This is a genomic window from Brevundimonas lenta, from assembly GCF_014196335.1.
Classification (GTDB): Bacteria; Pseudomonadota; Alphaproteobacteria; order Caulobacterales; family Caulobacteraceae; genus Brevundimonas; species Brevundimonas lenta.
Genome location: NZ_JACIDM010000002.1, coordinates 567,174 through 589,386, shown reverse-complemented (window position 1 = coordinate 589,386; position 22,213 = coordinate 567,174). Strand labels below are relative to the sequence as shown.

The 22,213-nt window shown below is 67.7% G+C and carries 24 protein-coding genes; 14 read left to right on the top strand and 10 right to left on the bottom strand.

What is annotated here, in order from left to right:
* Positions 1-27 precede the first annotated feature (27 nt).
* The 3 genes from GGR12_RS10450 (at position 28) to GGR12_RS10440 (ending at position 2,865) form a co-directional block, all read left to right on the top strand.
* Entirely contained in the window at positions 28-1,014 is a 987-nt protein-coding gene (locus tag GGR12_RS10450) for a hypothetical protein (RefSeq protein ID WP_183204347.1), read from the top strand.
* Positions 1,015-1,198: 184 nt separating this feature from the next.
* Complete coding sequence (locus tag GGR12_RS10445; protein WP_183204346.1) at positions 1,199-1,354, top strand: hypothetical protein; 156 nt, start codon at positions 1,199-1,201, stop codon at positions 1,352-1,354.
* A gap of 8 nt (positions 1,355-1,362) precedes the next feature.
* Positions 1,363-2,865, top strand: a complete 1,503-nt coding sequence (locus GGR12_RS10440; protein WP_183204345.1) for a hypothetical protein — start codon at positions 1,363-1,365, stop codon at positions 2,863-2,865.
* Here the strand turns inward: GGR12_RS10440 and GGR12_RS10435 are convergent.
* The gene (locus GGR12_RS10435; RefSeq protein ID WP_183204344.1) at positions 2,862-3,593 is read right to left on the bottom strand and encodes a hypothetical protein; all 732 of its coding nucleotides are present in this window, start codon (positions 3,591-3,593) and stop codon (positions 2,862-2,864) included. The genes GGR12_RS10440 and GGR12_RS10435 overlap by 4 nt on opposite strands.
* Before the next feature lie 173 nt (positions 3,594-3,766).
* On the opposite strand from GGR12_RS10435, the gene GGR12_RS10430 reads away from it, so the two are divergent.
* The 6 genes from GGR12_RS10430 to GGR12_RS10405 all read left to right on the top strand — a co-directional run bounded on the left by GGR12_RS10430 (position 3,767) and on the right by GGR12_RS10405 (position 9,502).
* On the top strand, positions 3,767-4,702 hold the full coding sequence (locus GGR12_RS10430; protein ID WP_183204343.1) for a HEPN domain-containing protein: 936 nt from the start codon (positions 3,767-3,769) through the stop codon (positions 4,700-4,702).
* Between the two features lie 13 nt (positions 4,703-4,715).
* Positions 4,716-4,964 (top strand): hypothetical protein, encoded by a 249-nt coding sequence (locus GGR12_RS10425; protein ID WP_183204342.1) that lies wholly within the window; start codon positions 4,716-4,718, stop codon positions 4,962-4,964.
* 56 nt (positions 4,965-5,020) lie between these two features.
* A complete protein-coding gene (locus GGR12_RS10420; RefSeq protein WP_183204341.1) occupies positions 5,021-5,785 on the top strand; it encodes a helix-turn-helix domain-containing protein in 765 nt (254 codons plus the stop codon).
* A complete protein-coding gene (locus GGR12_RS10415; RefSeq protein ID WP_183204340.1) occupies positions 5,782-7,119 on the top strand; it encodes a TIR domain-containing protein in 1,338 nt (445 codons plus the stop codon). The genes GGR12_RS10420 and GGR12_RS10415 overlap by 4 nt, the downstream gene beginning before the upstream one ends.
* Positions 7,120-8,193, top strand: a complete 1,074-nt coding sequence (locus GGR12_RS10410; protein WP_183204339.1) for a hypothetical protein — start codon at positions 7,120-7,122, stop codon at positions 8,191-8,193.
* A 1,012-nt stretch (positions 8,194-9,205) separates the two neighbouring features.
* Positions 9,206-9,502: a DUF736 domain-containing protein gene (locus tag GGR12_RS10405; RefSeq protein WP_183204338.1), complete on the top strand. Its 297-nt coding sequence runs from the start codon at positions 9,206-9,208 to the stop codon at positions 9,500-9,502.
* A 54-nt stretch (positions 9,503-9,556) separates the two neighbouring features.
* Here GGR12_RS10405 and GGR12_RS10400 read toward each other — a convergent pair whose 3' ends face one another.
* Positions 9,557-10,684 carry a hypothetical protein gene (locus tag GGR12_RS10400; RefSeq protein ID WP_183204337.1) on the bottom strand — a complete coding sequence of 376 codons (1,128 nt, stop codon included), beginning with the start codon at positions 10,682-10,684 and terminating at the stop codon, positions 9,557-9,559.
* A 246-nt stretch (positions 10,685-10,930) separates the two neighbouring features.
* Between GGR12_RS10400 and GGR12_RS10395 the strand changes: the two genes are divergently transcribed.
* The 5 genes from GGR12_RS10395 (at position 10,931) to GGR12_RS10375 (ending at position 14,971) form a co-directional block, all read left to right on the top strand.
* The gene (locus GGR12_RS10395) at positions 10,931-11,452 is read left to right on the top strand and encodes a MobC family plasmid mobilization relaxosome protein (RefSeq protein WP_183204336.1); all 522 of its coding nucleotides are present in this window, start codon (positions 10,931-10,933) and stop codon (positions 11,450-11,452) included.
* 158 nt (positions 11,453-11,610) lie between these two features.
* Positions 11,611-12,444 carry a relaxase/mobilization nuclease domain-containing protein gene (locus GGR12_RS10390; protein WP_246328844.1) on the top strand — a complete coding sequence of 278 codons (834 nt, stop codon included), beginning with the start codon at positions 11,611-11,613 and terminating at the stop codon, positions 12,442-12,444.
* Positions 12,445-12,523: 79 nt separating this feature from the next.
* Positions 12,524-13,117, top strand: a complete 594-nt coding sequence (locus GGR12_RS10385) for a DUF6088 family protein (RefSeq protein ID WP_183204335.1) — start codon at positions 12,524-12,526, stop codon at positions 13,115-13,117.
* Positions 13,110-14,126 carry a nucleotidyl transferase AbiEii/AbiGii toxin family protein gene (locus tag GGR12_RS10380; RefSeq protein ID WP_183204334.1) on the top strand — a complete coding sequence of 339 codons (1,017 nt, stop codon included), beginning with the start codon at positions 13,110-13,112 and terminating at the stop codon, positions 14,124-14,126. The genes GGR12_RS10385 and GGR12_RS10380 overlap by 8 nt, the downstream gene beginning before the upstream one ends.
* 2 nt (positions 14,127-14,128) lie before the next feature.
* On the top strand, positions 14,129-14,971 hold the full coding sequence (locus tag GGR12_RS10375; RefSeq protein ID WP_183204333.1) for a hypothetical protein: 843 nt from the start codon (positions 14,129-14,131) through the stop codon (positions 14,969-14,971).
* Here GGR12_RS10375 and GGR12_RS10370 read toward each other — a convergent pair.
* The 8 genes from GGR12_RS10370 to GGR12_RS10335 all read right to left on the bottom strand — a co-directional run bounded on the left by GGR12_RS10370 (position 14,968) and on the right by GGR12_RS10335 (position 22,213).
* Positions 14,968-15,699: an SOS response-associated peptidase family protein gene (locus GGR12_RS10370; protein WP_183204332.1), complete on the bottom strand. Its 732-nt coding sequence runs from the start codon at positions 15,697-15,699 to the stop codon at positions 14,968-14,970. The two genes, GGR12_RS10375 and GGR12_RS10370, sit on opposite strands and share 4 nt — an antisense overlap.
* A gap of 329 nt (positions 15,700-16,028) precedes the next feature.
* The gene (locus GGR12_RS10365; RefSeq protein ID WP_183204331.1) at positions 16,029-16,607 is read right to left on the bottom strand and encodes an LPD7 domain-containing protein; all 579 of its coding nucleotides are present in this window, start codon (positions 16,605-16,607) and stop codon (positions 16,029-16,031) included.
* Positions 16,604-18,421, bottom strand: a complete 1,818-nt coding sequence (locus tag GGR12_RS10360) for a type IV secretory system conjugative DNA transfer family protein (protein WP_183204330.1) — start codon at positions 18,419-18,421, stop codon at positions 16,604-16,606. Before GGR12_RS10360 ends, GGR12_RS10365 begins: the two co-directional genes overlap by 4 nt.
* Complete coding sequence (virB11, locus tag GGR12_RS10355; RefSeq protein WP_183204329.1) at positions 18,387-19,394, bottom strand: P-type DNA transfer ATPase VirB11; 1,008 nt, start codon at positions 19,392-19,394, stop codon at positions 18,387-18,389. The genes GGR12_RS10360 and virB11 overlap by 35 nt, the downstream gene beginning before the upstream one ends.
* A complete protein-coding gene (virB10, locus tag GGR12_RS10350; protein WP_183204328.1) occupies positions 19,394-20,518 on the bottom strand; it encodes a type IV secretion system protein VirB10 in 1,125 nt (374 codons plus the stop codon). Before virB10 ends, virB11 begins: the two co-directional genes overlap by 1 nt.
* On the bottom strand, positions 20,515-21,342 hold the full coding sequence (locus tag GGR12_RS10345; protein ID WP_183204327.1) for a TrbG/VirB9 family P-type conjugative transfer protein: 828 nt from the start codon (positions 21,340-21,342) through the stop codon (positions 20,515-20,517). Before GGR12_RS10345 ends, virB10 begins: the two co-directional genes overlap by 4 nt.
* Positions 21,339-22,022 carry a VirB8 family type IV secretion system protein gene (locus GGR12_RS10340; RefSeq protein ID WP_183204326.1) on the bottom strand — a complete coding sequence of 228 codons (684 nt, stop codon included), beginning with the start codon at positions 22,020-22,022 and terminating at the stop codon, positions 21,339-21,341. The genes GGR12_RS10345 and GGR12_RS10340 overlap by 4 nt, the downstream gene beginning before the upstream one ends.
* Positions 22,019-22,213, bottom strand: coding sequence for a hypothetical protein (locus GGR12_RS10335; RefSeq protein WP_183204325.1), 195 nt, complete (start codon positions 22,211-22,213; stop codon positions 22,019-22,021). Before GGR12_RS10335 ends, GGR12_RS10340 begins: the two co-directional genes overlap by 4 nt.

Genomic DNA, 22,213 nt, shown 5'->3' with positions numbered 1-22,213 from the left:
AAAGCTGTCGCCACGCCGGAACGAGAGATGCCCACAGGTTCGCTGTACGCACGGATGCAGGCCCACGGCACCTTGTCGGAGTCGCCGCGCGACATCGCCAACGCCGTCTATGCGCTGCCGTCGACCCTGCACTGGATGCGCGGACTGGCGATCCTGTGCGAGGCGCAAACCGTCTCGTTCCGAACGGCGCGACCCTTCTACCAAAGGGTCCAGCGCAAGCCGCTTCCTGATCGGCAGCTCAACTCGATCTATGAGCAGCTTCTGCTGTCACTGCATCACATCGCGGCGCTCGACGCCCTCGCGCTCGCACCGAACAAGGCCGACGTGAGCCGCGTCGGCATCGTGGCCTGGTACTACGGCGTCTATGGCGCGGCCTCGGCGATGATCGCTGCGGCCGACGGCTCGTTTCCCGAAACCCACGCCAGCACCGCCAGGCAATGGGACCGACAGTTCGCCGTTTCGGGCCTGGTGATGCCGCCGTTCGCTGACCGCGTCGGGCGCCTGTGCGCGGCAGATGTGGAGGAAGCGCTTCGCGTGCCGCGCAGTCGCGGCAAACACTCGCTGACGTTGCCGCCGGGCTCGGCCGACGAGGCGTGGGGGTGCATCGCCGAATACCTGTCGGGCACGGCGTCGTGGGAACAGTGGAACGTCGAACAGGCGGTCCGGGGATCGTCTGGTTTTCGCGATCTCGGCGTGGAGAATTTTCGCACGAAGGCGGCCCGCGAACTCCGCGATGACGCGCTCGGAAAACGGAGCGTCTGCTTCCTTCATCAGGCGTCTCGGTATCGCGGCAAAGCCAACTACCGCGACGCCATCTTCCTCGCCTACGGCAAGTCGGTGCCGAAGTCGGTCGACGGGTTCGTCGACGACCTGCGCACCGTCCTCAGAGCCTTCAGCGGCATGGCGGCGGCCTATTGCGCCGCGCGCGTCGGTCGGGACGAATGGGACTGGTTCGTCGCGGACATCGCCAGTCGCCGCGCGATTTCGCTGTCGCCCGAGGAGGTATGGACGTGAGCGTCGTCTCGGTCGCCTTTTCGATACGACCGAAAATGACGCAAGCGCGCGCCAATGTGCAATCGCGATTCCGACCGGAGACAAGCTGATGCCAATTGCCCGTCTATACGCCCGCGGCGCCGGAGGGCGTCTGGAAGACCTTCAACATGACATCGATCTGAGCGAATGCGCGGGAGTGTGTCCCATGACGGGGGACCACATCGTCGCCTCCAAGGTCGGCGAATCCGGCACGCTCTGGGAAGTGACGGGGCGGTACTTCAAGGCTCGGGGGCACGACGAGTACGTGGTTCTGATTGTTCAGGAACGCGACGCCCGTCCGGATGAAGTCGAATTCTTCTGAGGCTAGGGATGCAGCCTCTCGAACTGCCCGACTTCGACTTCGCCGACGATCCGACGCTCGAGCGTTTCCTGCCCTCCTTCGACGGTCGGTGGAGTCGACAGACCAAGGCGATTCTGACGGCTCTGGGCGCGAAGCCGCTCGACCTGAACGGCAACTGGGCCGGCACGCCGACCGATTGGTGCTGTCCGGTCTGCCGACGATACAAGCCCGAGATCGCCCGATTGACGCCGGCGGGCGTCGTGCTTTGCCAGCTCGACCGACACCACGACCATCTCGGCGACGAGGGCGCGCGCATTCTGTGGCGCGGCCAGCAAAAGCAGCCCGACCGGGCGAGGCAGGACGCGCTTCACAGCGCGATCCAGGCCTGTCTGGCCCTCGGCGAGCGGTTCCATCCGACGCTGGTCTGCAGCGACTGCAACGCCGCCGACGGAGCGGCCAAATCGGCGCTGGCGGGCGTCGTGCATCCGGAGTTCAGCTTCGCACCCTCCGAGATCGCCAGATTCATCCGGATCGCCCACAACCGTCCTCATGAAGTCGATCCCGACATCGCGCGGGCCGTCTGGCTTGAGGTTGCTGACGACGTCCGGGACCGGCTATCCTTTATGGAAGTCATGGCCCGACGTGTCGCCGAGGGCCGGCACAGCCGCGAGGGATCCGGTTATACGCCTCACTACAAGGCCACGCTTCTGACCGATGTCCTCAGCGCGGCCGGGCATCCCAGAATGCAGGTTGAATGGCTGGCGGGCGCGGTCGAGAAACGCTCTATCCAGCGCGACGGCTTTGCGTCGTCGGTGAAAAAGCCCTCGAGGAAAGCCGTTTCGGTCCCGACTCTGGAGGATCTGGCGCGGTTCATCGCCAGCCAGCACGAACGAGATTTCTGGCATGCGCCGGCGGAGGACTGGCGATGCGCGGCCTGTGACCGATCCCGCTTCGAGATGCTTCGCAAGTCGCCGAAAAGCGGCCTCTGGACCGCCGGCGCCCACCGGCGGCGCGTCTTCCTGGCCGAAGCCGATCCGGACGCCCTGTGGCGCCGGAACGGCTGGTACGAGCACGGTCTCACCTTCGCCAATCATGAGACGGTCTGGATCTGCAAGGACTGCCGTCTGATCATCACGGACGCCAAGCAGACCGGCCAGAACCTGACGGACGACTGCCTCAGCGTCGCCGACGTCCGGGACCTGCTGATGTCGGTCACGCCGCACGAGCGGCCGGAGTACGATCGCCAGGCCGCCGCGCGCCGCGCGAAGGACAATTTCGAGGTCATGGCGGCGATCGAGGACTACGACCTCCACCGCCGCCGATGTTTGGACCTGTTCTACGACCGCAGGCGACTTCTGCGTTCGAACCGCGAGTCCGACATAAATCTCTGGCAGCTGGAGGCGGTCTGGGAAGACCACATCGAGGAAGCCCAGCGTCCCGGCCATCTCGCGTGGCTGATCGATCAAGGCCGCCGCTTCGCCGAGGTCAACCAGCGGGACCGGTGGCCGCGAGATGAGGCTGAGGACGGCTAGGCCGGTTTGTCCGGCGAGGTCAGCGGCGCCCGACCCGTCAGGCGTTCGGCGAAGCGGGCGATCTCGGTGAAAACCTCCGGATACAGGCCGGAGATGTTGAGCGCCGTCGCCACGTCCTTCGGACGAACGCGCGGCGTGTCGTCGGTCTCTCGCCGGGCGTACGGAAACAGAATGGAGACCCGGGCGTCGATCAGGGCGGCGCGGGCGACGATCACCTGGATGGTGTCCGCCATCACCGCGTCCCCACGAGGCGTCTGCAGGTTTCGCCACGCGGCGTCGGCGTTCGTCGCCAACACTTGGAGTTCGGAGATGATCTGGGCGACCTGCTCGCCCGGTTCGTCGGGCGCCGTCAGGATGAAGGCCTGAAGATCGCGCACCAACTCGGTGGGCAGCACCGGCAGTTCGACCAAGCCGCCGCGCGGCAATCTGATCTTGCCGACCCGGCCGAGCAGGGGTGAGACCGCCTTGATGACGGCGCGAGCGTATTCAGAGATGTCGTTCAGGCTGAGGGGCAGCACGGCGCGGGCGGCCGCGGCGGCCCGTCGGTTTCGTTCGGCCTCGATCCGGTCGGCCTGCCTGATCTGCGACAGTACATAATTGGCCCCGTAGAAGGCGGCGAGCAGGGCGATGGCGGCCCCGGCCAAGTCCTGCCATTTGTGGATCGAGGACACGCGGGCCGCGAACCCGGGCACGAATGCGTCGGCACCGATCAGCAGGCAGATCGCCACGAATACGATTCCGATCCCGAGCGCGGGTCCCAGATGCTCTCTCGTCACGGGTGAGGCTCTTCCTGCAGTTGTGATGGCGCGAAACGCTGTAGACTGGACGACATCACGACGCGAGGCCGCTTATCCATGAGAATACGCTTGCCGGGAGCAGGGCGGTCGGGGAGACTCCCCGGGTGAAGAAAAGCCTCGATCATCTGCCGCTGCGCAAACAGTCGGAACTGCGCCACGTCGTCGACGTCATCCAGGCTGCGTTCGAGGAGGCCATCTCGACGCGCCGCGCCGCGCGCCTGAAGAACGGCAAGATCCTCAAGATCATCCTCTATGGATCGTACGCGCGCGGCGACTGGGTCCACGACCCGGTCGGGCGGTATTTCTCCGACTTCGACCTTCTGGTCGTCGTCGATCATGAAGACCTGACCGACGGCGAGTTCTGGCATGACGCCGAGAACCGGCTGATGCCGCTGGGGCCGGACATCCGCACCCCCGTCAGCCTCATCGTGCACAGCCTTGATGATGTGAACGAGCAGCTGGATCGGGGGCGCTACTTCTTCGCCGACATCGTACGCGAGGGAATCGTCCTCGACGACACGCCCGGCACCAAGCTGCACAAGCCCGCAGATTTGAAAGCTGCAGCGGCCTTGGAGGAGGCGGAGCAGCACTTCGAGAAGTGGATGACCAGCGCCACCGGCGCACAAGCCATAGCCCAACATTCGATCGAGACAGGCCAGCCCAACTGGGCGGCATTCATGCTCCATCAAACTGCGGAACACCTCTACCACTGCATCCTGCTGGTGGTGACGCTGTACAGTGGCAAGGCCCACAACCTGGCCTTCCTCCGCAAGAAGACCGAGGCCATCGACGCCCGGCTGGCCGAAGCCTGGCCTCGCGAGACCAAGTTCGAACGCCGCTGCTTCGAACTTCTGCGCGAGGCCTATGTGAAGGCCCGCTACTCCAAACACTACAAAATCAGCGGCGAGGAGTTGGCTTGGCTGACGGAGCGGGTCGAGGTCCTGCGTACTCTGACCACGGCAGTATGCGAGAAGCGGATCGTCCAACTTCGCATTGAAGCCGGGGACGATACGAATGGTTTGACCAATGCCGACGCCTAGCACGGAACATCGCTTGGCTAAGCTGGAGGAGCGCCAGGATGCGATGGATATGGCGTTCATGGCCATCATGACCAACGACCAAACCGCAGCGGAAGAGGAGGGGCGTGATTCCATCGGCTCACTTGCCGAAGCAGCGGTCGGTCCCTTGGACTACGATCTCCGGCAGTCAGAGAGCCAAGGCGACATCAATCCTCGGCTCAGGCGGGTGATTGAACGCGCGAAGTGGCTCTTGGCTGGCAATCCATACGACCCACTCGATTAGCCACGCAATGCGTGGATTCACGCTTTAAGACCACGCATTGCGTGGTATCGTCCGGCATGTCTGAACTTCTCGATATGGAGCCGGATGAGCTCCGGACGTTTCGCCAGAACCTGGATCTCACCCAAGCAGAGCTGGCTGAAAAACTAGGCGGGTCGCGCCGGTCCATTGAGGACTGGGAAGCGGGCCGACGCCAGCCTCCCGCCATGCTGCGGCTGGCGCTGGCCGCACTCCGGTTTGACGTGCGGCCCTGGTCGCCGATCACGATTGACCCGCGCTATCCTGATCGGGAAAGCGTCGAGAACGCAGTCCGTGACCGCTTGCATGAAGTTGCATCGGATCGAGCGCAGACCAAGTTCGAGAACTGGCTTGGCGACACAGCATCTCTTCCGCTCGCCGAAGCGATCCTGCTGGGTTTCCTCGAGACAGCGACCGACGGTTACAACGACGTCGAATTGAGGGACGGTTGGGATCGATTGCCGAAGTCAGGGTGGCGGACGACGATGGTCGTCAAACCGGCGCTCGGCAACGGTCTGCATCCGAATGTCGCGTTCGAAACCCGACATGACGAGCACGCGCGGCGCCTAGCCGTGTTCGTTGACAGCAAAAGGCCGAATGAGAGACTGCCTGGTCGTCTTCGAGTCGAGCAGGCGCTTGTCGATCAGGGCTTCCGCGTCATGACCTTCAGCGGCGAGGAGATCCTCGCCGATCCGGAAGGCTGCATCGATCGGATCACCAGCGTCCTCTACGATCTCGTGGACGAAAACCTGATCGCCGCCGGGATCATCTCGCCGCCACCGCGTAAGCGAGATGAGATCGGATGATCCAGCACGACGTCTTCATCTGCCACGCCAGCGAGGACAAGGACGCGGTCGCGCGACCGCTGGCGGAAGCGCTTCGCGAGTGGCACCTCGACGTCTGGTACGACGAGTTCTCAATGAAGGTCGGCGACAGCCTTCGGGAGGCGATCGACCGCGGATTGGCGAGCTGCCGGTATGGCGTGGTGATCGTCAGTCCCGCCTTCTTCCAGAAGCGCTGGACCCAGCGCGAGATGAACGGGCTGGTGGCGCGGGAGATGAGTGAAGGCCGCAAACTCGTCCTGCCTATCTGGCATGATGTCGAGCTGTCGGATGTCGTCGCCTATTCGCCGCCCTTGGCGGACGTCGTCGCCACCCGGTCGTCGGTCGGGATGGACCGCATGTGCGCGGACCTTCTACGGACGATCCGTCCTGAGGAAAGCCCGCTGATGGTGGCCCGCGACGAACTGATCCGCCTCGGCTGGTCGCCGCCGCCGATTTCGGACGAGTGGTGGCTGGACATGGTCGAGGCCCAGGAACACGCCGTCTCGTCGATGTGGTCTGTGCCATGGCGATTTCCGCTGCCGGAGCGCCTCGGCAGCCAAGGGCGCCGGCGGGGGCTGAACATCGCCTGGACCGCGCTTCAGCTCGACTGGCAGCACCAGGCGGAGCATCGGAAGATTTGCCAGATCACCCATCCCGACGACGTGCTGGCCTTCGTTCGGGGCGATCCGGCTTTGACCGAAGCGGCGCACGACTATCCCCAGCACTTGGCGAACTACGCGCCGCAGCTTCTCATCCCTCAGTTCTCGGCGGAGTTCGCCGATGATTTCGACGACCTGCTCCGCGAGTCCGAGGAGCGCTGGCGCACGCAACCGGACCGTCGGTTTCCCGAGGCGATGTGCGATCGGCAACTCGCCCTTCGGCACCCCGAGTTCGGTCGACACTCGGCTGTCGAGGTCGCCGAGAAATGGATGGTGGGCCTGGGCGGCGACCATTCGGCGAGCGTCTACGAAGAGCTGGAGTACATTTTTTGGCTCCTCGCGCCCGACAGTGACTGGCTGCCCGCCGATATCCGGGCGTTTCTCATAAACGGCCTGAAGGAGCGTGCGACTTGGGATCGCGACAGGATCATCACGACGAACGGAGCATTCAGTTCGGCGATGATGACGGCGCGGCGCACGCCATTGCGCTGGACACGCGGCATCAAGGCGGACCTGGAGGAGATCGTCTCCAGCTCCATCAGGAAGATGGGTCTGACCGCGGCGACGAGCTCGATCATTGATCGCTTCATCGAGGAGGACTTCGTTGGGGTCTGCGACAGGGTCGAACGGGAGCGCGCGGCGGCGCGCAGGCGTTGAATGGCGGTCGATGAAAAGGACCGCCGCCGGTTCTGGAGCCGACCGACGCCCCTGCGTTCGGTCGACGAAGGAGAGCGAGACGCCACGATGCGGCATCTCCGGGATCGAGCTGAAGGGCAACTGGTCGCTCATCAGCTTGCCCTTCAGATGCAGGGGAAGGAACGGTCTCACTACGGCGATGCTGACGCGGCCCGTCGCTACCTCGACCTAGTCAGAGCCCTTCGACAGGCCGGGCAGATCACGTTCGCTGAATATGTGCTCCAAGTCGGCAGCCGCATGGAGATGGTCTCCGATCATCGGTGGACCGAGGGCGCCTACAGCGCAGACCTCGGTCCGATCGACGCCGCGATGCAGCGGGTCACCCGGGCGCACGGCCTCTCCGATGACCAGTACTGGGCGAGTGAGGACGAGCCCCCGGAGTATCGCGAGCTCTCGGAGGCCTATTCCGCCTGCCTGGATCTCAAGCTGATCGGGGTCATGCGGGAGTTCGGCGAGGCCGAACTCGCCGATCTTCGAGAGCAGCACCCGGATCGATACGACGCGTTGCGGGAAGAGGGGCGCCGATCGGTCTTCGAGAAGGACAATCGCCACACTGCGTTGGCGACCCTCATTGCCCACTACGAGAGCGAAGCCGAAACGGCGGGCGCGGCAGGAGCCTATCTGTCCGGGTGTCTGATGTGGGGCGCGGCGGTGGAAGGACGTCTGCTCCTGTGGTGTCTCAGGGCGCCAGTCGTCGCCGAAGAGGCGCGACAATCTCTCCCTGCGAAGGAGCGGCCTCGGAAGCCGGACCCGGTCGAGTGGACACTCGACAATCTGGTCCAAGTCGCGAGAGAGGCCGGCTGGATCGGCGTGCTGGAAGACGATGATTTCGTATTCTCAGTCGAGGGCCTGCTTCGGAACCTGCGCCAGACGCGAAATCTGATCCATCCCGGAAGGTCCCTTCGAGAGGCCCCGCATCTGAGGCGCGACAAGGCCGCGTTCGACGACGCGCGCGCCGCCTATGCCGCGCTTCTCATGAACGAGGTCGCCCACGCGCCAGCAGCGCCCGACGATCCCGCCTCGACGCGCGCCTAGCTTCCACAGCAATTCGAACAAATAGAGAACAAAGACCTTGCGATCACGTCGCCATCCCGCGTAACCCGACGCCGGGTCGGTTGGCTGGATCGGAGCGGACCGTGAGAGAACAGGGCGCGCGGCGGGTGCCGCGAGAAGACGTAGTTCCACGGATTGGGCGGCGTCTGGTCGTGCGGTGCGACAGTCCGCTGTGTGATCATGCGGTCTTGATGGATCCGCGTCCGGTCTTCGGCGCACCGAAATATTGGCCGGCCAGCGGGCCATCCTACCGGTTCCGATGCCAGTGCGGGCATCGAGTGGCGTCCGTCTCCTACACCGACAATGGAGATCAGGCCGAGGGATCGATTTCGCCTGCCGCGCTCAAGCTTTGGTTCTAGATGCACAGGCCGTTTGGGCCGCCGTCTCCCCCGCGCCTCGTGACGGTGCAGTCCGCTCGGCGGCATGGTCTGCTGTTGCGCATCGCCTGTGAGCCCTGCGGCAGGACCCAATCGATCGATGGAGCCGCCTTGCCTGTGATCCCGCGCGCCATCGCGGTCGGCGAACTGTGGTTCGCTGGCCGGTTTCGGTGTGCGGCGTGTCGGCGACCGGCGTCCCGGCTTGAGCTGATCGAACGGGGACAGGTTCAGAAGACGCTGGAGCGGTGGGGCCTAGGCGAACCCTTCGTGGCACAACGGCTGCGTCGACACTGGCGGCATGATCCCTACGACCGGCGTGACTGGCCCGCCTGGTTCAGGCGTGGGTGACCATGGTCGTCCTACCTGCAACGGCCAGCCTTGCGCGGCCTCTCAATGGCCTGATCTGACCGAAGCCCGTCCGGCCTCCGCAACCGGTCGCGCCGCTTTCTTCCCCGGCCTGACGGCCTTCCTCGCGAGGCAAGAAAGCGGCTCTCCCGGTCCTCCGCTGCGCTGCGGGGTCTCGCCGTGCTCGCCCTGCGGGCCGTCCGGTCTCCGATCCGCCGATCGCCATCGAGGCCGCGGCAGGCGTGGCCCGACATCAGCAAGGAGAGACTTCCATGGCCACCATCGGCACCTTCACCCAGCAAGCGGACGGCAGCTACAGCGGTTCGATCAAGACCCTGACCCTCAACGTCAAGGCGGCCCAGTTGCGGGCCAACGAGAAGACTGACGACAAGGCCCCCGACTTCCGCATCTTCTCCGGCCAGACCGAGTTCGGCGCCGCCTGGAAGAAGACGAGCCAGCAGAACCGCGAGTACCTGTCGGTCAAGCTCGACGATCCCAGCTTCCCGGCGCCGATCTACGCCTCGCTGGTCGAGATCGAAGGTGGGCACAGCCTGATCTGGTCCCGCTGATCCAAGGGCCACGGCGGCGCGGGGACCGCGCCGCCGCTCCGCCTTCGACGGTGTTCAGAAGTCGAGGAAGACGGCGGCCTTTTGACGGTCCGCGAGGCTGACGATCGTATGGGTGAACGCCGCGTTCTCCGCGTAGCTGGCCTCGAGCAGTCGGATCAGGCGTTCCCGGTTTCGTGCCTGGGCCGGCGACAGGTTGGCCTTGAGGTCAGCGACATCCTCGTCGGTGCTTGCAGAGACCCAGCTGAAGAACCGTCCCAGCAGACCGACCAGCACGTCCGAAACCTGGACCCCTGGTTCGTCGTGCGACCGCATGACGAAGCGGTAGTTGCAGAACGGCGCTCCGTTGTCGGTTAGCGTCATCGCGGTGAGCTCGCTGGAGACGACATCCTCGGCGTCGAAGATGTGGCTCGCGTTCTTCAGGATGCAGATGCGTTCGAGGAAGAAGTCCCTGAAACCGTCGATCAGAACGCGTGCCGTACCGCCCTCGATGAAGGGCAACGGGTTGTGGCGACCCATTTGAAGAAGTCCGCGGAGCATCTGATAGCCGAAGTGGTCGAGGTGGTCAGAGTAGTCGCTCGCGAAGTCGATAAGCGCGCTCATGAAGGCGTGCCGGTTTTCCGGAAGAAGGTCCGGGTAGTCGAACCGGGACATAAGGGCCGCGGTCCGGGCCCGGTCGGCGCGAAGCACGGTCGAGAGATCCGATTTCAAGGTTTCGTCGAAGCCGTCCGGCATCTCGCCGGCAGCCAGCACCGAGTCGACGACATCGACGACCGACCAGTAGAAGGGGTCGAGCGCGAGGTAGTGGACCAGGAGCTCTTCCTCGATCGCCCACTCGAGAAACACCTCCAGCTTTCGCGACCCCAGCACGGTCGGAAAGGCACCCTTGCCGAAGAGGCCGAAATGCAGCTCCTCCGCGTTGGACTGGATTCGGGCGCGGGTTCTTAGGGGGCCGAGATCGATAGGCGTCGCGTCCCGTCGGCCGAACCCGCCGAGCACCCAGCAGTTCAGCACCGGCACGTTGAAAGCGTTGGCTTCCAGATGCAGCCGCCGGATGTTGTTGGTCTCGTCGTAGTGAAGGACATAGGCGACGTCGGCCCTATGAAGGCCGTTGCGAAGAATGGAGGGCCGCCGCATCGCGTTGACGTCGATGGGCTCTCGTTCGGCCGCGCCTGTCGGGTCCATGCTCACGCCTCCGAGGGGCTCGTCGGAGCCTTTCTTCGCCTACTGATGCGACGATTCTCGCTCGATCTTTGCGCCGTCATCGTGTCGCCCCGCCCAGGCTGGGGCGCCCTTCGGGGCGGCGGGCGAGCGGCCGCTTGGGACGCCGAGGGGAGGGCGGGCAGCACCGGAGGCCTACGGGGCGAGGGGGGTGACGGTCTAGGGCAGGATAGGCTTTGCGCCGGCAATGTCTGACAAACCCGCTCTCCGATGGACCGCATCACCCTTCGCCTCCCGCCCGACCTGACCCACCGGTTCGACGCCGCCGCGGCCGATCAGGGCGGACGCTCTCGGCTCCTTCGACGGCTCATGGAAGGCGCCGCCCAAGCGCCTCTGCCGACGCCGCGGGAAGGGCCGCCCACGGCCAGGTCGGGCAAGCTGACCCTGCGTCTGGGCGAAGCGGACCTGCGTCTCCTGGAGGTCGAGGCGGCCGCGATGGGCCTCTCGCGGACCCAATGGAGCGCGGCGCTCATCCGTCGTCGCCTGCACGATCGGCCGCAGTTCAGCCGGCCCGAAGCTCTGGCCCTGATCGAGGTGCGCCGCGAGCTGAGGCGGATCGGCGTGAACGTCAACCAGATCGCCCGGGCCCTGAACACCACCGTGATGGACGGCGCGGTGCTAGATCTGGAGCTGGCTCAACTCGGCGCCTTCCAGGCCGAAATCTCGGCTTGGGTCGACGCACTTGGTGAGGCCTTCGAGGGCAATCTCGCCTACTGGGCGCCGGCCTCGTGACGGACTTCCAGTCATCGCGCGGATTCGAGGAGGTGCTGCGGCCGCCCGTCGATCTCCGGCGCGCCCGGATCACTTCCGCGGTGCTGCGTCCGCCTCGCGGGGGCGGAGACGGTCCGTCCGCCCGGTTCACGCGGGTGGCGCGGCGAGCGCCGGAGGTGATGGTGAAGATCACCGGCCGGACCCGGGACGGCGCCCATCTGAAAGCGCACCTGGACTACATCAGCCGCAACGGCGCCTTGGCCCTGGAGGGCCCCGACGGAGAGCGGCTGGAAGGCCGTGGACAGGTGCGGGATCTGGCGCGCGACTGGGCCGAGGAGTTCGTGCTCGAGCCGGGACGCAGACAGGACGCCTCGATCACCTTGTCGATCATTCTGAGCATGCCGGCGGGGACCGACGCCGTCCGCCTGCATGATGCGGCGAGAGCCTTCGCGGCCGGGACGTTCGGCGAACGCTTTCCCTATCTCTTCGCCCTGCATGACGAGGGTCGGCACCCGCATGTCCATCTGACGGTGCGAAGGCTCGGGCAGGACGGCGAGCGGCTGAATCCGCGCAAGGCGGACCTGCAGACCTGGCGGGAAGGGTTCGCCCGCGCGCTTCGCGACCGATCCATCGAGGCCGAGGCGACGCCGCGCCGGACGCGTGGCGTCGCCCGCAAGGCCGAACGCATCCCGGTGCGCAAGATGCGGGAACGGTTCGCCGCGGGGCAGGGGCCTCTGCCCGAAGTGCTAGCCGCCGCTTATCGCGCGGCGCTGACCACGGGCGGAGCCGACGCGCCGTGGCTGGAGGCGATCCGTACGCGTGAGTTGGCTATCCGGCGCGTCCTGGTGGCCGAGGCCTTGCGTCTGGCGCGATCGGAACGGGTCGGGGATCGCGCCCTAGCCGCTCTGGTGGAGCGATTCGTGCGGGAGAGACCGGCGCCGATGACGCGGGATCAGGCGCTGCGACAGAGGGGCGAGACACAGCGCGACCCTGGCCGGACCCGTGAGCGCTAGGCCGGCCGTTATCGAAGTCGCCGGCCCCGCGTTTGCGAAGTGTCAGAAGTTATCCTATATTTCTGACACTGAGGTTGTCATGCAAGTACTCGCCGATCAGATCATGGAGCGCGCCTCGACGCTGCCGGAAGGCGCGCCGATCGCCGCCAAGTCGCTGCTGCACCTGGGCACGCGCGCGGCAGTGGACCAGGCCCTGTCGCGGCTGGTTCGCCGGGGCCGGCTCATGCGCGCCGGTCGCGGCCTCTACATGCGCCCGCTGGAAAGCCGCTTCGGCTCCCGCACCCCCTCGGTCGAAAAGGTGGTGCGCGCCGTGAGCGAACAGCGCGGCGAGGTCGTCGCCTCCAACGGTGCGGCGGCGGCCAACGCCCTGGGCCTGACCACCCAGGTGCCGATCCGCATGGTCTATCTGACCAATGGGAGAAGCCGCACCTTCAGTGTCGGCAAGCAGACGGTGGAATTCCAGCATGCGCCCGCATGGCAGCTGCTCCTGGCCGATCGTCCGGCCGGCGAGGCGGTTCGCGCCCTGTCCTGGCTCGGGCCGGACAAGGCCGGAACGGCGCTCGAAACCCTGAAGCGAAAGCTGGGGCCCTCGGCGTTCGGCGAACTCGTGTCCGTCGGGCCGCGCCTGCCGACTTGGCTGGCGCGCTCGGTTAGCCAGGCGGCGCATGTCTGACGTCTTCCTGCAGCTCCCGGCCGAGGACCGGATCGACGCCCTCGCGACGGCGGCGGCCGAGTCCGGGCGTCCCGCTCATCTGCTGGAGAAGGACGTCTGGGTCGTCTGGGCGCTTCGGGCCCTATTCGAGGCGCCGCTGGGCGAAGGCCTGGTGTTCAAAGGCGGCACCTCCCTGTCCAAGGCCTATGACGTCATCCAGCGGTTCTCCGAAGACATCGACCTGACCTACGACATCCGCCGGCTTATCCCGGACCTGGCGGGCGCGGCCGAGGACCCTGTGCCGGAGACTCGCGCCGAAGAGCGACGTTGGACCCGTGACGTTGAGCGGCTGTTGCCGCTGTGGGTCGAGGGGGAGGCTCGACCGATGCTCGAAGCGCGACTAGCTGCGGACGGCGTCGCCGCCGTGGTCCGGATCGAGGGCGCCAAGGCCTTCGTGGACTATGCGCCGACGAGCACGGGAACGGGCTATGTCTCGCCCAGCGTCATGCTCGAGTTCGGCGCCCGCGCGACGGGCGAGCCCAGCGCGCCGCGTCCTGTGGTTTGCGATGCGGCCGCCCACCTGGCAGGCGTCGCGTTCCCGACCGCCACGCCGCGCGTGATGGCGGCCGAGCGGACCTTCTGGGAGAAGGCCACCGCCGCCCACGTCTACTGCGCGCAGGGCCGACTGCGGGGAGACCGTTTCTCTCGCCATTGGCATGACCTGGCCCGTCTGGACGCCGCCGGCTTCGCCGAGACCGCGATCGCGGATCGCGCCGTGGCCCAGGCGGTTGCGCGGCACAAGGCCATGTTCTTCCGCGCGACCGTCGACGGTGAGGAGATCGACTACGGCCGGGCGATCGCCGGCGGCCTGCGGCTGAAACCGGAGGGCGCGTCCCTGGACGCTCTTGGAGACGACTATCGCCGGATGGTCGAGGACGGTCTGCTTGAGGCGGATGCCGAACCGTTCGAGGCCTTGATGGAGGCCTGCGAGGATCTCGCCCGGCGCGCCAACGCCGTGGCGGCGGCCTGACGATGACCTACGCCGGCGTCGAGCAGGAGGCGATCCTGTTGAAGGCCGTCTGGGACATGATCGACGACATGGTCAATCTGGAGGTCTTCCAGTCTCCGGTGACCTCGCGCCCGACCAATCTGGTGTTCAAGTCCGGCTCGCACAAACGGATCTTCGCGATCCTGCTGGCCGACTTTCTCGCTCAGCCGAGACAGGCCGCCCTGCCGTTCGCCTTTGCGCCTTCGGGGCAGGCCGCGCGGGAGACCGACCGCACCTATCTCTTCTATCTCGAGGCCATCTGCCGCCAGCCGCAACTCGGCGCGGAGGCGTCAGGCCTGGCCACCGCGGCCTCTGGCTTCGCCGACTGGCTTAACGCGGAATGCCACTGTCCGGCGGTCTGGCTCCCGGAACTGGACCTGTCCCTGGACTTGCGCGTCTCGCGAGTCTGGCTGCTCAAGGTCGTAGGGGACGCCAACAAGCACAACTTCTCCCGGCTCGACGCCCGGGTGAGACAGATCAAGGCCATGCTCGCGCGGCACGGCCATGTCGTTGACGAAGGGATGGTCTATCGCGCCCTGCCCAACTTCCAGGACTGGTTCTACACGGACGTGTTCTCCTATCACGCCAGCACGATCGGTGAATTCCTGGACCAGATCCGACGGGCGCTGTTCGACTATCTCTCACCGGAATATGCGCGGGCCTGGCGAAGCGGCGACCGGTTCGACGGGGACTACAGTTTCGACGTCCCGAGCGAGATCCGCGATCCCCTGGCGTTCGGCATGTACTGGGAGCTGATGAACCGGGTGAGGGGCGGCCTTTGGTTCCCCGCCTTCTCGGTCTCCCCACTCCTGAAGAACCACTTCTAGGACACGGGGTCTTCGCCGTGCGCCTTGCCGCCGCGCTGGACGATGGTCAGGACGCCCGCCGGCAACGGCCGCTGAAGGGCCTGCGCTTCGTTCCAGGGCGCCCGCATCCAGACGTCGCGCTCCTCCGCGGTTCGCAGGATCACCGGCATCGCCTTGGGATGGAAGGGCGCCACGTCGGCGTTCGCGTCCGTCGTCAGGAAGCCGTAGGCGTCCAGCTCTTCCCATCCCTTGCTGATCATCCGGACGCAGGCATGCGGGGTCCAGACGCCGGCGAAGAAGGCGAGGGGGAGATCCTCGCCCAGAGCGAACCAGACGCTGTCGCCGCGACTGACCTGATCGGGTTCGTTGAAGGCCGTGAAGGGGACCAGACATCGGTTCTCGGGAGCGAGCCAGGGCCACCAGTGCCGGCTCTCGGTGCGGCGGATATTGGTGGTGCCCTTGTCGGGCTCCATCCGCAGCAGGTCGTCGAAATCGAAGGGCTTGCCCTTGGCCCGCAGCTTGTCGGCCCGCTTGGTGGCCGCCTCGAGCAGCGCCTTCCGGCTGCTCGGCATGCCCCAACGGGCCCGGGCGAGCAGCAGGGAGCCGTCAGCCTGGCCACGAAGGATCGGCCCGGAATAATCGGGGAAGACCGCCGGCATCGGGCCGAAATTGCCGATGTCCTTGGTCATGGCGGCGACCATCTGGAGGATCGCCGAGATATGCTTGGACAGGCTGTAGAGGTTGCACATGCCGCCAGCGTGGCACAGTCAGGCCGAATACGAAAAGCACCGGGACAGGGTCTTCAGGGTTGATCGACCCGTTCGACCGCCACCCAGTAGCTGCCGCGCTTCTCGACGATGAACCAGGCTTTCGGTTCGTCGAAATGGGGCATGTGACCGTCCCTGAACCAGATCCAGGGTCTCGATCGGGAACCGGGGCGCACGAAGTAGGACCGGCGCGGCCCCGCGGTTTGCCACTCGACCAGGACTTTCTTTCGGACAGGCATGATGAGAACAAATAGCGAACATAGACGTTAGTCAATCGGGGTTGTTCGATCATCAACAGGTCTGGCGTCTGGTCACCGGGTTCGGGTTCGCTGCTCGCGGACCTGCTCCGGTTGCGGAGCCCGCTCGGCGGCCCGGGTCAGGGCGCGGGCCATAAGGCGGGCTTGAGCGGCCGGATCGGCGATGAGGGCGCGCACCACCACGGCGGCGCGGTCGAGCCGCGCGCCGAGGTCCGGCGGGGTCTGGCGGTGTGGCTCGCCGGCGGCCTGCCGATCGCGCTCGCGCGGTCGATGACCTTTCACCTCCAGCCCCAAGGCCTGGGCCTGAATCCAGACCTCGCGACGGAAGGCCGGATCTCCGGACACCCGAACCTGGTCCCAGCCGCGGTGGCGGGCGATCTTGAGCATGTCGATGACGGCGTCGGGATAGGCCTGGTTGGAGACAAGCGAGCGGCCGCGGTCGCGGAACATCGGCTCGGCCGCGCGATGATCGCGGAAGAAACGCTCCGGCCGGCCCCGCAGGTCGCGCTCGACCAGATAGCGGTCGAGCACCGCCTCGGGCACGTCGCCCTTGGCTGTGGAGCGGCGCGATCCGGCCGGGCCCGGCGCGGGACCGAGGCGGTTGGACGGCGGGGCCGTGTCAGGGGTCTTCACGGCTCGCGCTCCAGCACGGCCGTATCGACGACCCGGTCCAGCCAGGCGCCGACGGCGTCTTCATCCGCCCCGGCCTCAGGCGGCGGCAGGCCTTCGGCGGCGAAGGCGCGCGCGATGACGTCAAAATCCATGGGATCCTCCTCCAGAGCGGGGGGCGATGCCGGCGCGGCGACCGGCGCCAGATCGGGGGCGGGCCGCAGTCGGCGCTGGAAGACGCGCTCCCGGAAATAGGCGATCTTCCGGCCCCGCACCGGGGGCAGGCCGGCCGTGAGGACGATCAGGGCTGTCTGCGGCAACTGCATCAGTTCCTGGGGCAGCATGAGAGCACGACGCTGATCGGAAACGGTCGTGCTGCGCCGACCCGGGCTGAGCCCCGTCGGCCGGCTGCGGCTGCGGCCGTCGGTCGTATAGGCGCCGAGCCGATCGCTGAGCTCCTGGGCGATCTTGAGCTCCTTGGGCGCGAAGACGATCTCGACCCCGCAGTTGGTCATGACCTCCTCGGCCACGTCCGGGCCGTAGATCGCCCTCAGCTGCGACGGGCTCTGCAGCACCGCCAGAAGCCGCAGCCCGTAGCCGGCGACCCAGGCGAAGGCGTGGGCCAGGACCGGCGCCGGCCCGAGACGGGCGAACTCGTCGAGGACGATCAGGGCGGGGCGGTCGGTGGGGCCGGGCAGGGCGCGGCTGTTCAGATCGACCAGCTGCTGAAAGAGCAGGGCGTAGAGCGGCTGGATCCGCAGCATGTTGTCCGGGGTGGCGCCCAGATAGAGGGAGAGGCGGCCGCCGCGCAGGTCGCGGAGGTCGAAGTCCGAGACGGAGGTGGCGGCGTCGACCCGCGGATTGAGCCACAGCCCCATCCGGGTGGTGATCGACTGACGCACGGAGGCGAAGGTGTTCTCGCTGGAACTGGTGAAGTCGGTGAGCGCGGCCACGACCGGTCTGGGGAGGGGACGACCCTCCTGTTCCCGGGCCGCGACGATCCGGGGCAGCCGCGTGCGGGCGTCGCCGGCGGTGAGCTGGCGGAAGATTTCGCCGAGGGTGAAGGGGCGGTCGGGCGTGGCCGCGACATAGCCGCCGACGCCGATGAACCCGGTCCGCGACGCCTCCGCCCAGAAGGGGTCGGCGCGTTCGTGGACCGGGAACAGCATCATCGCCATGCGCTGCAACTCGTCGAGCACCGCGATCGGGTCGGTGCGATCGACATGGCCCAGCGGGTTGAAGCGCGCCGTGCGGCCGTCGCGCGCCAGGGGGTCGAACAGATGCACCGTCTGGCCGACCTCGGCGCGATAGCCCGCCGTGGCGAGGAAGTTCTCGCGCTTGATGTCCAGCACGACCACGGAGTCCGGCCAGGCCAGGAGGTTGGGAATGACCACGCCGACGCCCTTGCCGGTGCGGGTGGGGGCGTAGAGCATGACGTGCTCGGGACCGTCGGCGATGAGGAAGCCGCCGTCGGCCCGCCCCAGGACGATGCCGCGATGCGCCCGCAGCCCCGCGCGCCGCTGTTCCGAACCCGAGGCCCAACGGGCGGCGCCGTGCAAGGGGCGGCGTCGGGCGAGCAACACGGCCGCGACGAGAACCCCGCCGACCAGGCCCGAAACCGAGACCCCGACGGTCAGCCAGCGGCGCACCTCGGGGTCCTGGCGATAATACCAGAGCCAGCCGGGGACCCGGGCCGGGTCGACGGCGTCCGAGAACTGGCCCAGACCGACCAAGGCGATGAGGATGGCGAGGACGGCCAGAAGGCTCACGGCGCCCAGACCGCCGAGGGCGACCGCCGTCGCCCTAGCTCCCGGGCTGGCGCTTGCGAACCGGGTCATGCCAGACCTCCGTCACGCGGAAGCGCCCATCGATCTTCTTCATCTGGATGACGACGTCGACGAGCAGATGCAGCAGGGCGCGGATGTCCGCGCGCGGCAGGTCGCGTCCGCCTTCGGATTCCCGCACCAGCAGGGTGAGCTGCTCGAAGGCCAGGGCGGCGGAATCCGCATGCACCGTGGTGATCGACCCGGGATGGCCCGAGTTGACGTTGCGCAGATAGAAGAAGGCCGTGCCGTCGCGCAGTTCCTGCAACAGGATGCGGTCCGGGCGCATGCGCAGGGCGCTTTCCAGGAGCTGCTTCGGTCCGATCCTGGCCAACCCCTGACCGTCCTTGGAATAGACCAGATGGACGACGTTGCGGTGCGGCACCACGAACTCGCGGGTGTCCTCGATGGTCAACAGGCGCTCATGGTCCGGGATGAGTTCGATCAGCCCCTTGGCCAAGGTCGTCTTGCCCGAGCCGGTCGCGCCCGAGATCAGGATGTTGCGCCGGGCGGTGACCGCCAGGGTGAGGAAGGCCGGCCAGTCGCCGGCCTGCCGCAGACGGATCAGTTCGGCGTCGACGAGGTCCGTGGCGTCCGCCTGGGCGTCGGCGACCTCGTCGAACAGGCCGGCCGCCGCGAACTCCTTCAGGCCGAGACGGCGCCGCGACGGCTTTCTCAAGGTCAGGGAGAGGCCGCCGTCCGCCGCCACCGGGGGCAGGACGATCTGGCAGCGCACGTCGCCGGGCAGGGTGGTCGAACAGATCGGCTGTTCAGGGCCCACGTCCTGACGGGTGTAGGCCGCGGCCGCCACCGCCAGGGTGCGCAGCCACGCCTCGGTCAGTTCGGGCGCCTCCGTCCAGCGCCAGGCGCCGTCCGCCTCGACCCCGACCTCGCCGGGCCGGTTGATGACGACCTCGGTCACGTCCGCCGGCTCCAGGAAGGGTCGGAGCGGCGCGAGGTAGTGATCCAGGACCGAGGTGTCGTCCATCAGCGCGGCCGAAGCTGGTAGACCCCGGCGAAATCCAGGTCCTGGGCCACGAAGATCGACACCTCGGCGCCCTGGCCTTGGCGCAGCGTCGGCGGGATCTCGACCGAACCCTGGAGGGCGACGCTCGCCGCATCGGATGGGACGCGGGCCATCGAGGATGCGCCGTCGTTCCGGCCGGCGGCGGCGTAGACGCCGTCATCGACGATGGAGAGCAGGAGCGCGCCGCCGAACCGGTCCCAGAAATGGGTGTCGACCACGCCGTCGAACCCCGCCCGGCCCAGGGCGTCGGCGGCCGGGGAGGCGAGGGCGACGGCGACCCCGGTCGGCGTCACCGCCCGGGTCCAGAGGACGAACAGCCGGCGTCGGCCCTGTTGAAGCCCGCCGCGGTACTCGCCCAGAACCCGGGTGCCGCGCTCCATCAGGATCACGGCGCCGTTGTCGGACCAGACGTCTCGCGGCAGGACGCAGGTCACATAGCCGGGCGTGGTGCTGTCCAGGGCCGTCTGCAGGACGCAGGGCACGCTGGTCCCCGCCGTGACCAGCAGGTTGCGGTCGGGCAGGCGACCGGCGCGCGTCTGGCCCACGGGCGTGAGCTGACGCAGCTGATCGAGCGACGTCGGTTCGCCCGGAGGCGTCGGCGCCGTCAGGGTCGGCGGCGCGCCCGGCTGGCCGCCGCCCGCCCGGCTATAGGCGAGCACGGGCGCGCGCCGGGCGCTTTCGGCCAGGGCGCGCCGCTGTTCCGCCGGACTGGGGCCGGACCGGGATGTCGCCGGATCCCGGGGCGCGGCCTCCAATGGCGGGATAGCCTCTTCGCCGGTCAGGGTCGGCGCGTCGGGATCGACGGCGGCGTCGCTCAGCAGGGGCGGGGCCTCGCGGCGGGCGGGCTCGAACGGCGTCGTCTGCCGGGCGGGCTCGTCGCGACGGGCCGGTTCGGCGTCGCCGGCGTCGCCGCGATCCCAGCTGGCGATCAGGAAGACGCCGCATCCGACGGCCAGGGCGGCGAGGGTGACGACCTTGCCCTGACGACCGCCGAGCTGTCCGGCGATCGGCGAGACGCCGCGATCGGCCGGCGCGGAGGGCGGGCGAGGCGCGTCGGCCGGCGGCGTGGGATCGGGCGCGCTCATGACCGGCCTGCGACGGGCGCACGATCGACGACCGGCGAGGCCGTTCCGGTGCCCACGCCTACGCCGCGGCGGTCATAGGCGTCGTTGAACAGGCACAGGACCGACGGACCCCGTCTCAGCCGCAGACCCCGGGTCACGCCGTGGATCACCACGAACTCGCCGCGGACATCGTAGGGGATCAGGCGCTCCGATCCGTCCTCGCCGACCTCGAACACGGCCGGCAGGGCCTGGACGCCGGGGAAGCGCAGCACGCTGAAGCGGCCGTTGTCGCTGACCTCGCTCGGCTGCAAGGCGGCGTCGCCCTGGGCGGACCAGGCCAGATTGCGAGGACCTTCGACCACGCCGCGCTCCAGTTCCAGTCCGATGAGGCGTTGCTCCACGGCCTCGGCCTGGACGGCCAATGCGCGGGCCGCCTGGGCCTGTTCGTCGGCCGGGTAGCGGAACCGGACCTGATAGGCGATCGCCGTCCGGTCGCCGGCCTCGCGGGCGAGCAACTCGAAGGCGTAGTGCCGGACCGCGCCGTCGCGCTCTGTGACGACCAGGAGGTTGGTCGCCTGATGGCGTTCCCGAGGCTTGAGGAAGAGCACCGAACCCTCGGCGGCCACCTCCCAGGCGACGCTGTCGCCGATGGCGGCATGGCGGATGGTCTCCTCCGGTGAGAAGACGATCTGGGTCGCCGTCCGGAACGCCCCGGCGATCGGGTAGACGGCCGCAGGATCATAGGTGAGCTCGCGAATACGCGGATCCAGCGGGGCTTGCGCCGCGACCGGGGACGCGAGGGCGAGGGCGGCGATCAGGGGCAGAAGGGAACTGACGCGTCTCATCGGATGACCTCCGGATCGGCGCGGTAGGACGTCACCTGGAAGCCGAGGGGATTCCTCAGGCGATCGGGCTCGGACATCGGCGCGCGGGTGTAGGTGAAGGCGATGGTGGCGATCCAGTCGCTCTCCACGGTCTGCTGGGCCTGGCGGACCGTGCGGTGGAAACGGACGTTGGCGACGCCGTCGTTGATGAAGCCGATGGCGCGGATCGAGATGATGGCCTCGCCGTCGCGGCCGTAGAGGTTCTGCGGACTGGCGGGATTGGAGCCACGGAACAGGTCGGCCCAGCGCCGCTGTTCGGCCGGCGCCGACAGGATGGAGACCAGCCGGAAGGCGTCCTCGGCGGCCGGATCGAGGTAGCCCTCGCGCTGGCGCACATACTGGCCGAGGAAATATTTGCTGACCGCCTCGTCGTAGCGGACCGGCCCGTCCTCGGCCGAGAGGCCGCGCATGACGTCGACCGCGCCGGTCGCCTGGTCCACCCGGATGACGAAAGGCTCGGTGGACTTCAGCGGCGTCAGCATCGCCACCGCGCCGGTCGCGATCACCGCCAGACCCGTGGCCACGGCGGCGGCCGACCAGGCCAGGCGACGCGACCGGAGCGCCGAGGCCAGACGGTCCTGGTCCCAGCGTCGCGCCTCGGTGAAGTAGCGCTTCAGGTCAGGAGAGGGGACGCCGCTCATGCGCAGCCTCCCGTGTCCGAGGTTACGGCCTCGGGGACCGATGGGGGTTCGGTCTGCGGCGCGAGCACCGATCCGTGGGGATTGGCGGGTCGCCGGGCCGCGCCGTCGCAAGTCGGCAACGCCGGATCGCCGCGGTGGGCGCAGGCGCCCAGCAGCATCAGGCCGGTGAACAGGAGGGAGCGATAGGTCAT

Coding starts and splice junctions, on each gene's coding strand:
- GGR12_RS10390 (WP_246328844.1), top strand. CDS start 11,611: ATGGTGAAGATCACCGGCCGGACCCGGGACGGCGCCCATCTGAAAGCG.
- GGR12_RS10440 (WP_183204345.1), top strand. CDS start 1,363: ATGCAGCCTCTCGAACTGCCCGACTTCGACTTCGCCGACGATCCGACG.
- GGR12_RS10375 (WP_183204333.1), top strand. CDS start 14,129: ATGACCTACGCCGGCGTCGAGCAGGAGGCGATCCTGTTGAAGGCCGTC.
- GGR12_RS10335 (WP_183204325.1), bottom strand. CDS start 22,213: ATGACCTATCGCTCCCTCCTGTTCACCGGCCTGATGCTGCTGGGCGCC.
- GGR12_RS10415 (WP_183204340.1), top strand. CDS start 5,782: ATGATCCAGCACGACGTCTTCATCTGCCACGCCAGCGAGGACAAGGAC.
- GGR12_RS10410 (WP_183204339.1), top strand. CDS start 7,120: ATGGCGGTCGATGAAAAGGACCGCCGCCGGTTCTGGAGCCGACCGACG.
- GGR12_RS10400 (WP_183204337.1), bottom strand. CDS start 10,684: ATGGACCCGACAGGCGCGGCCGAACGAGAGCCCATCGACGTCAACGCG.
- virB11 (WP_183204329.1), bottom strand. CDS start 19,394: ATGGACGACACCTCGGTCCTGGATCACTACCTCGCGCCGCTCCGACCC.
- GGR12_RS10385 (WP_183204335.1), top strand. CDS start 12,524: ATGCAAGTACTCGCCGATCAGATCATGGAGCGCGCCTCGACGCTGCCG.
- GGR12_RS10420 (WP_183204341.1), top strand. CDS start 5,021: ATGTCTGAACTTCTCGATATGGAGCCGGATGAGCTCCGGACGTTTCGC.
- GGR12_RS10450 (WP_183204347.1), top strand. CDS start 28: ATGCCCACAGGTTCGCTGTACGCACGGATGCAGGCCCACGGCACCTTG.
- virB10 (WP_183204328.1), bottom strand. CDS start 20,518: ATGAGCGCGCCCGATCCCACGCCGCCGGCCGACGCGCCTCGCCCGCCC.
- GGR12_RS10445 (WP_183204346.1), top strand. CDS start 1,199: ATGACGGGGGACCACATCGTCGCCTCCAAGGTCGGCGAATCCGGCACG.
- GGR12_RS10370 (WP_183204332.1), bottom strand. CDS start 15,699: ATGTGCAACCTCTACAGCCTGTCCAAGCATATCTCGGCGATCCTCCAG.
- GGR12_RS10405 (WP_183204338.1), top strand. CDS start 9,206: ATGGCCACCATCGGCACCTTCACCCAGCAAGCGGACGGCAGCTACAGC.
- GGR12_RS10340 (WP_183204326.1), bottom strand. CDS start 22,022: ATGAGCGGCGTCCCCTCTCCTGACCTGAAGCGCTACTTCACCGAGGCG.
- GGR12_RS10380 (WP_183204334.1), top strand. CDS start 13,110: ATGTCTGACGTCTTCCTGCAGCTCCCGGCCGAGGACCGGATCGACGCC.
- GGR12_RS10360 (WP_183204330.1), bottom strand. CDS start 18,421: ATGACCCGGTTCGCAAGCGCCAGCCCGGGAGCTAGGGCGACGGCGGTC.
- GGR12_RS10395 (WP_183204336.1), top strand. CDS start 10,931: ATGGACCGCATCACCCTTCGCCTCCCGCCCGACCTGACCCACCGGTTC.
- GGR12_RS10345 (WP_183204327.1), bottom strand. CDS start 21,342: ATGAGACGCGTCAGTTCCCTTCTGCCCCTGATCGCCGCCCTCGCCCTC.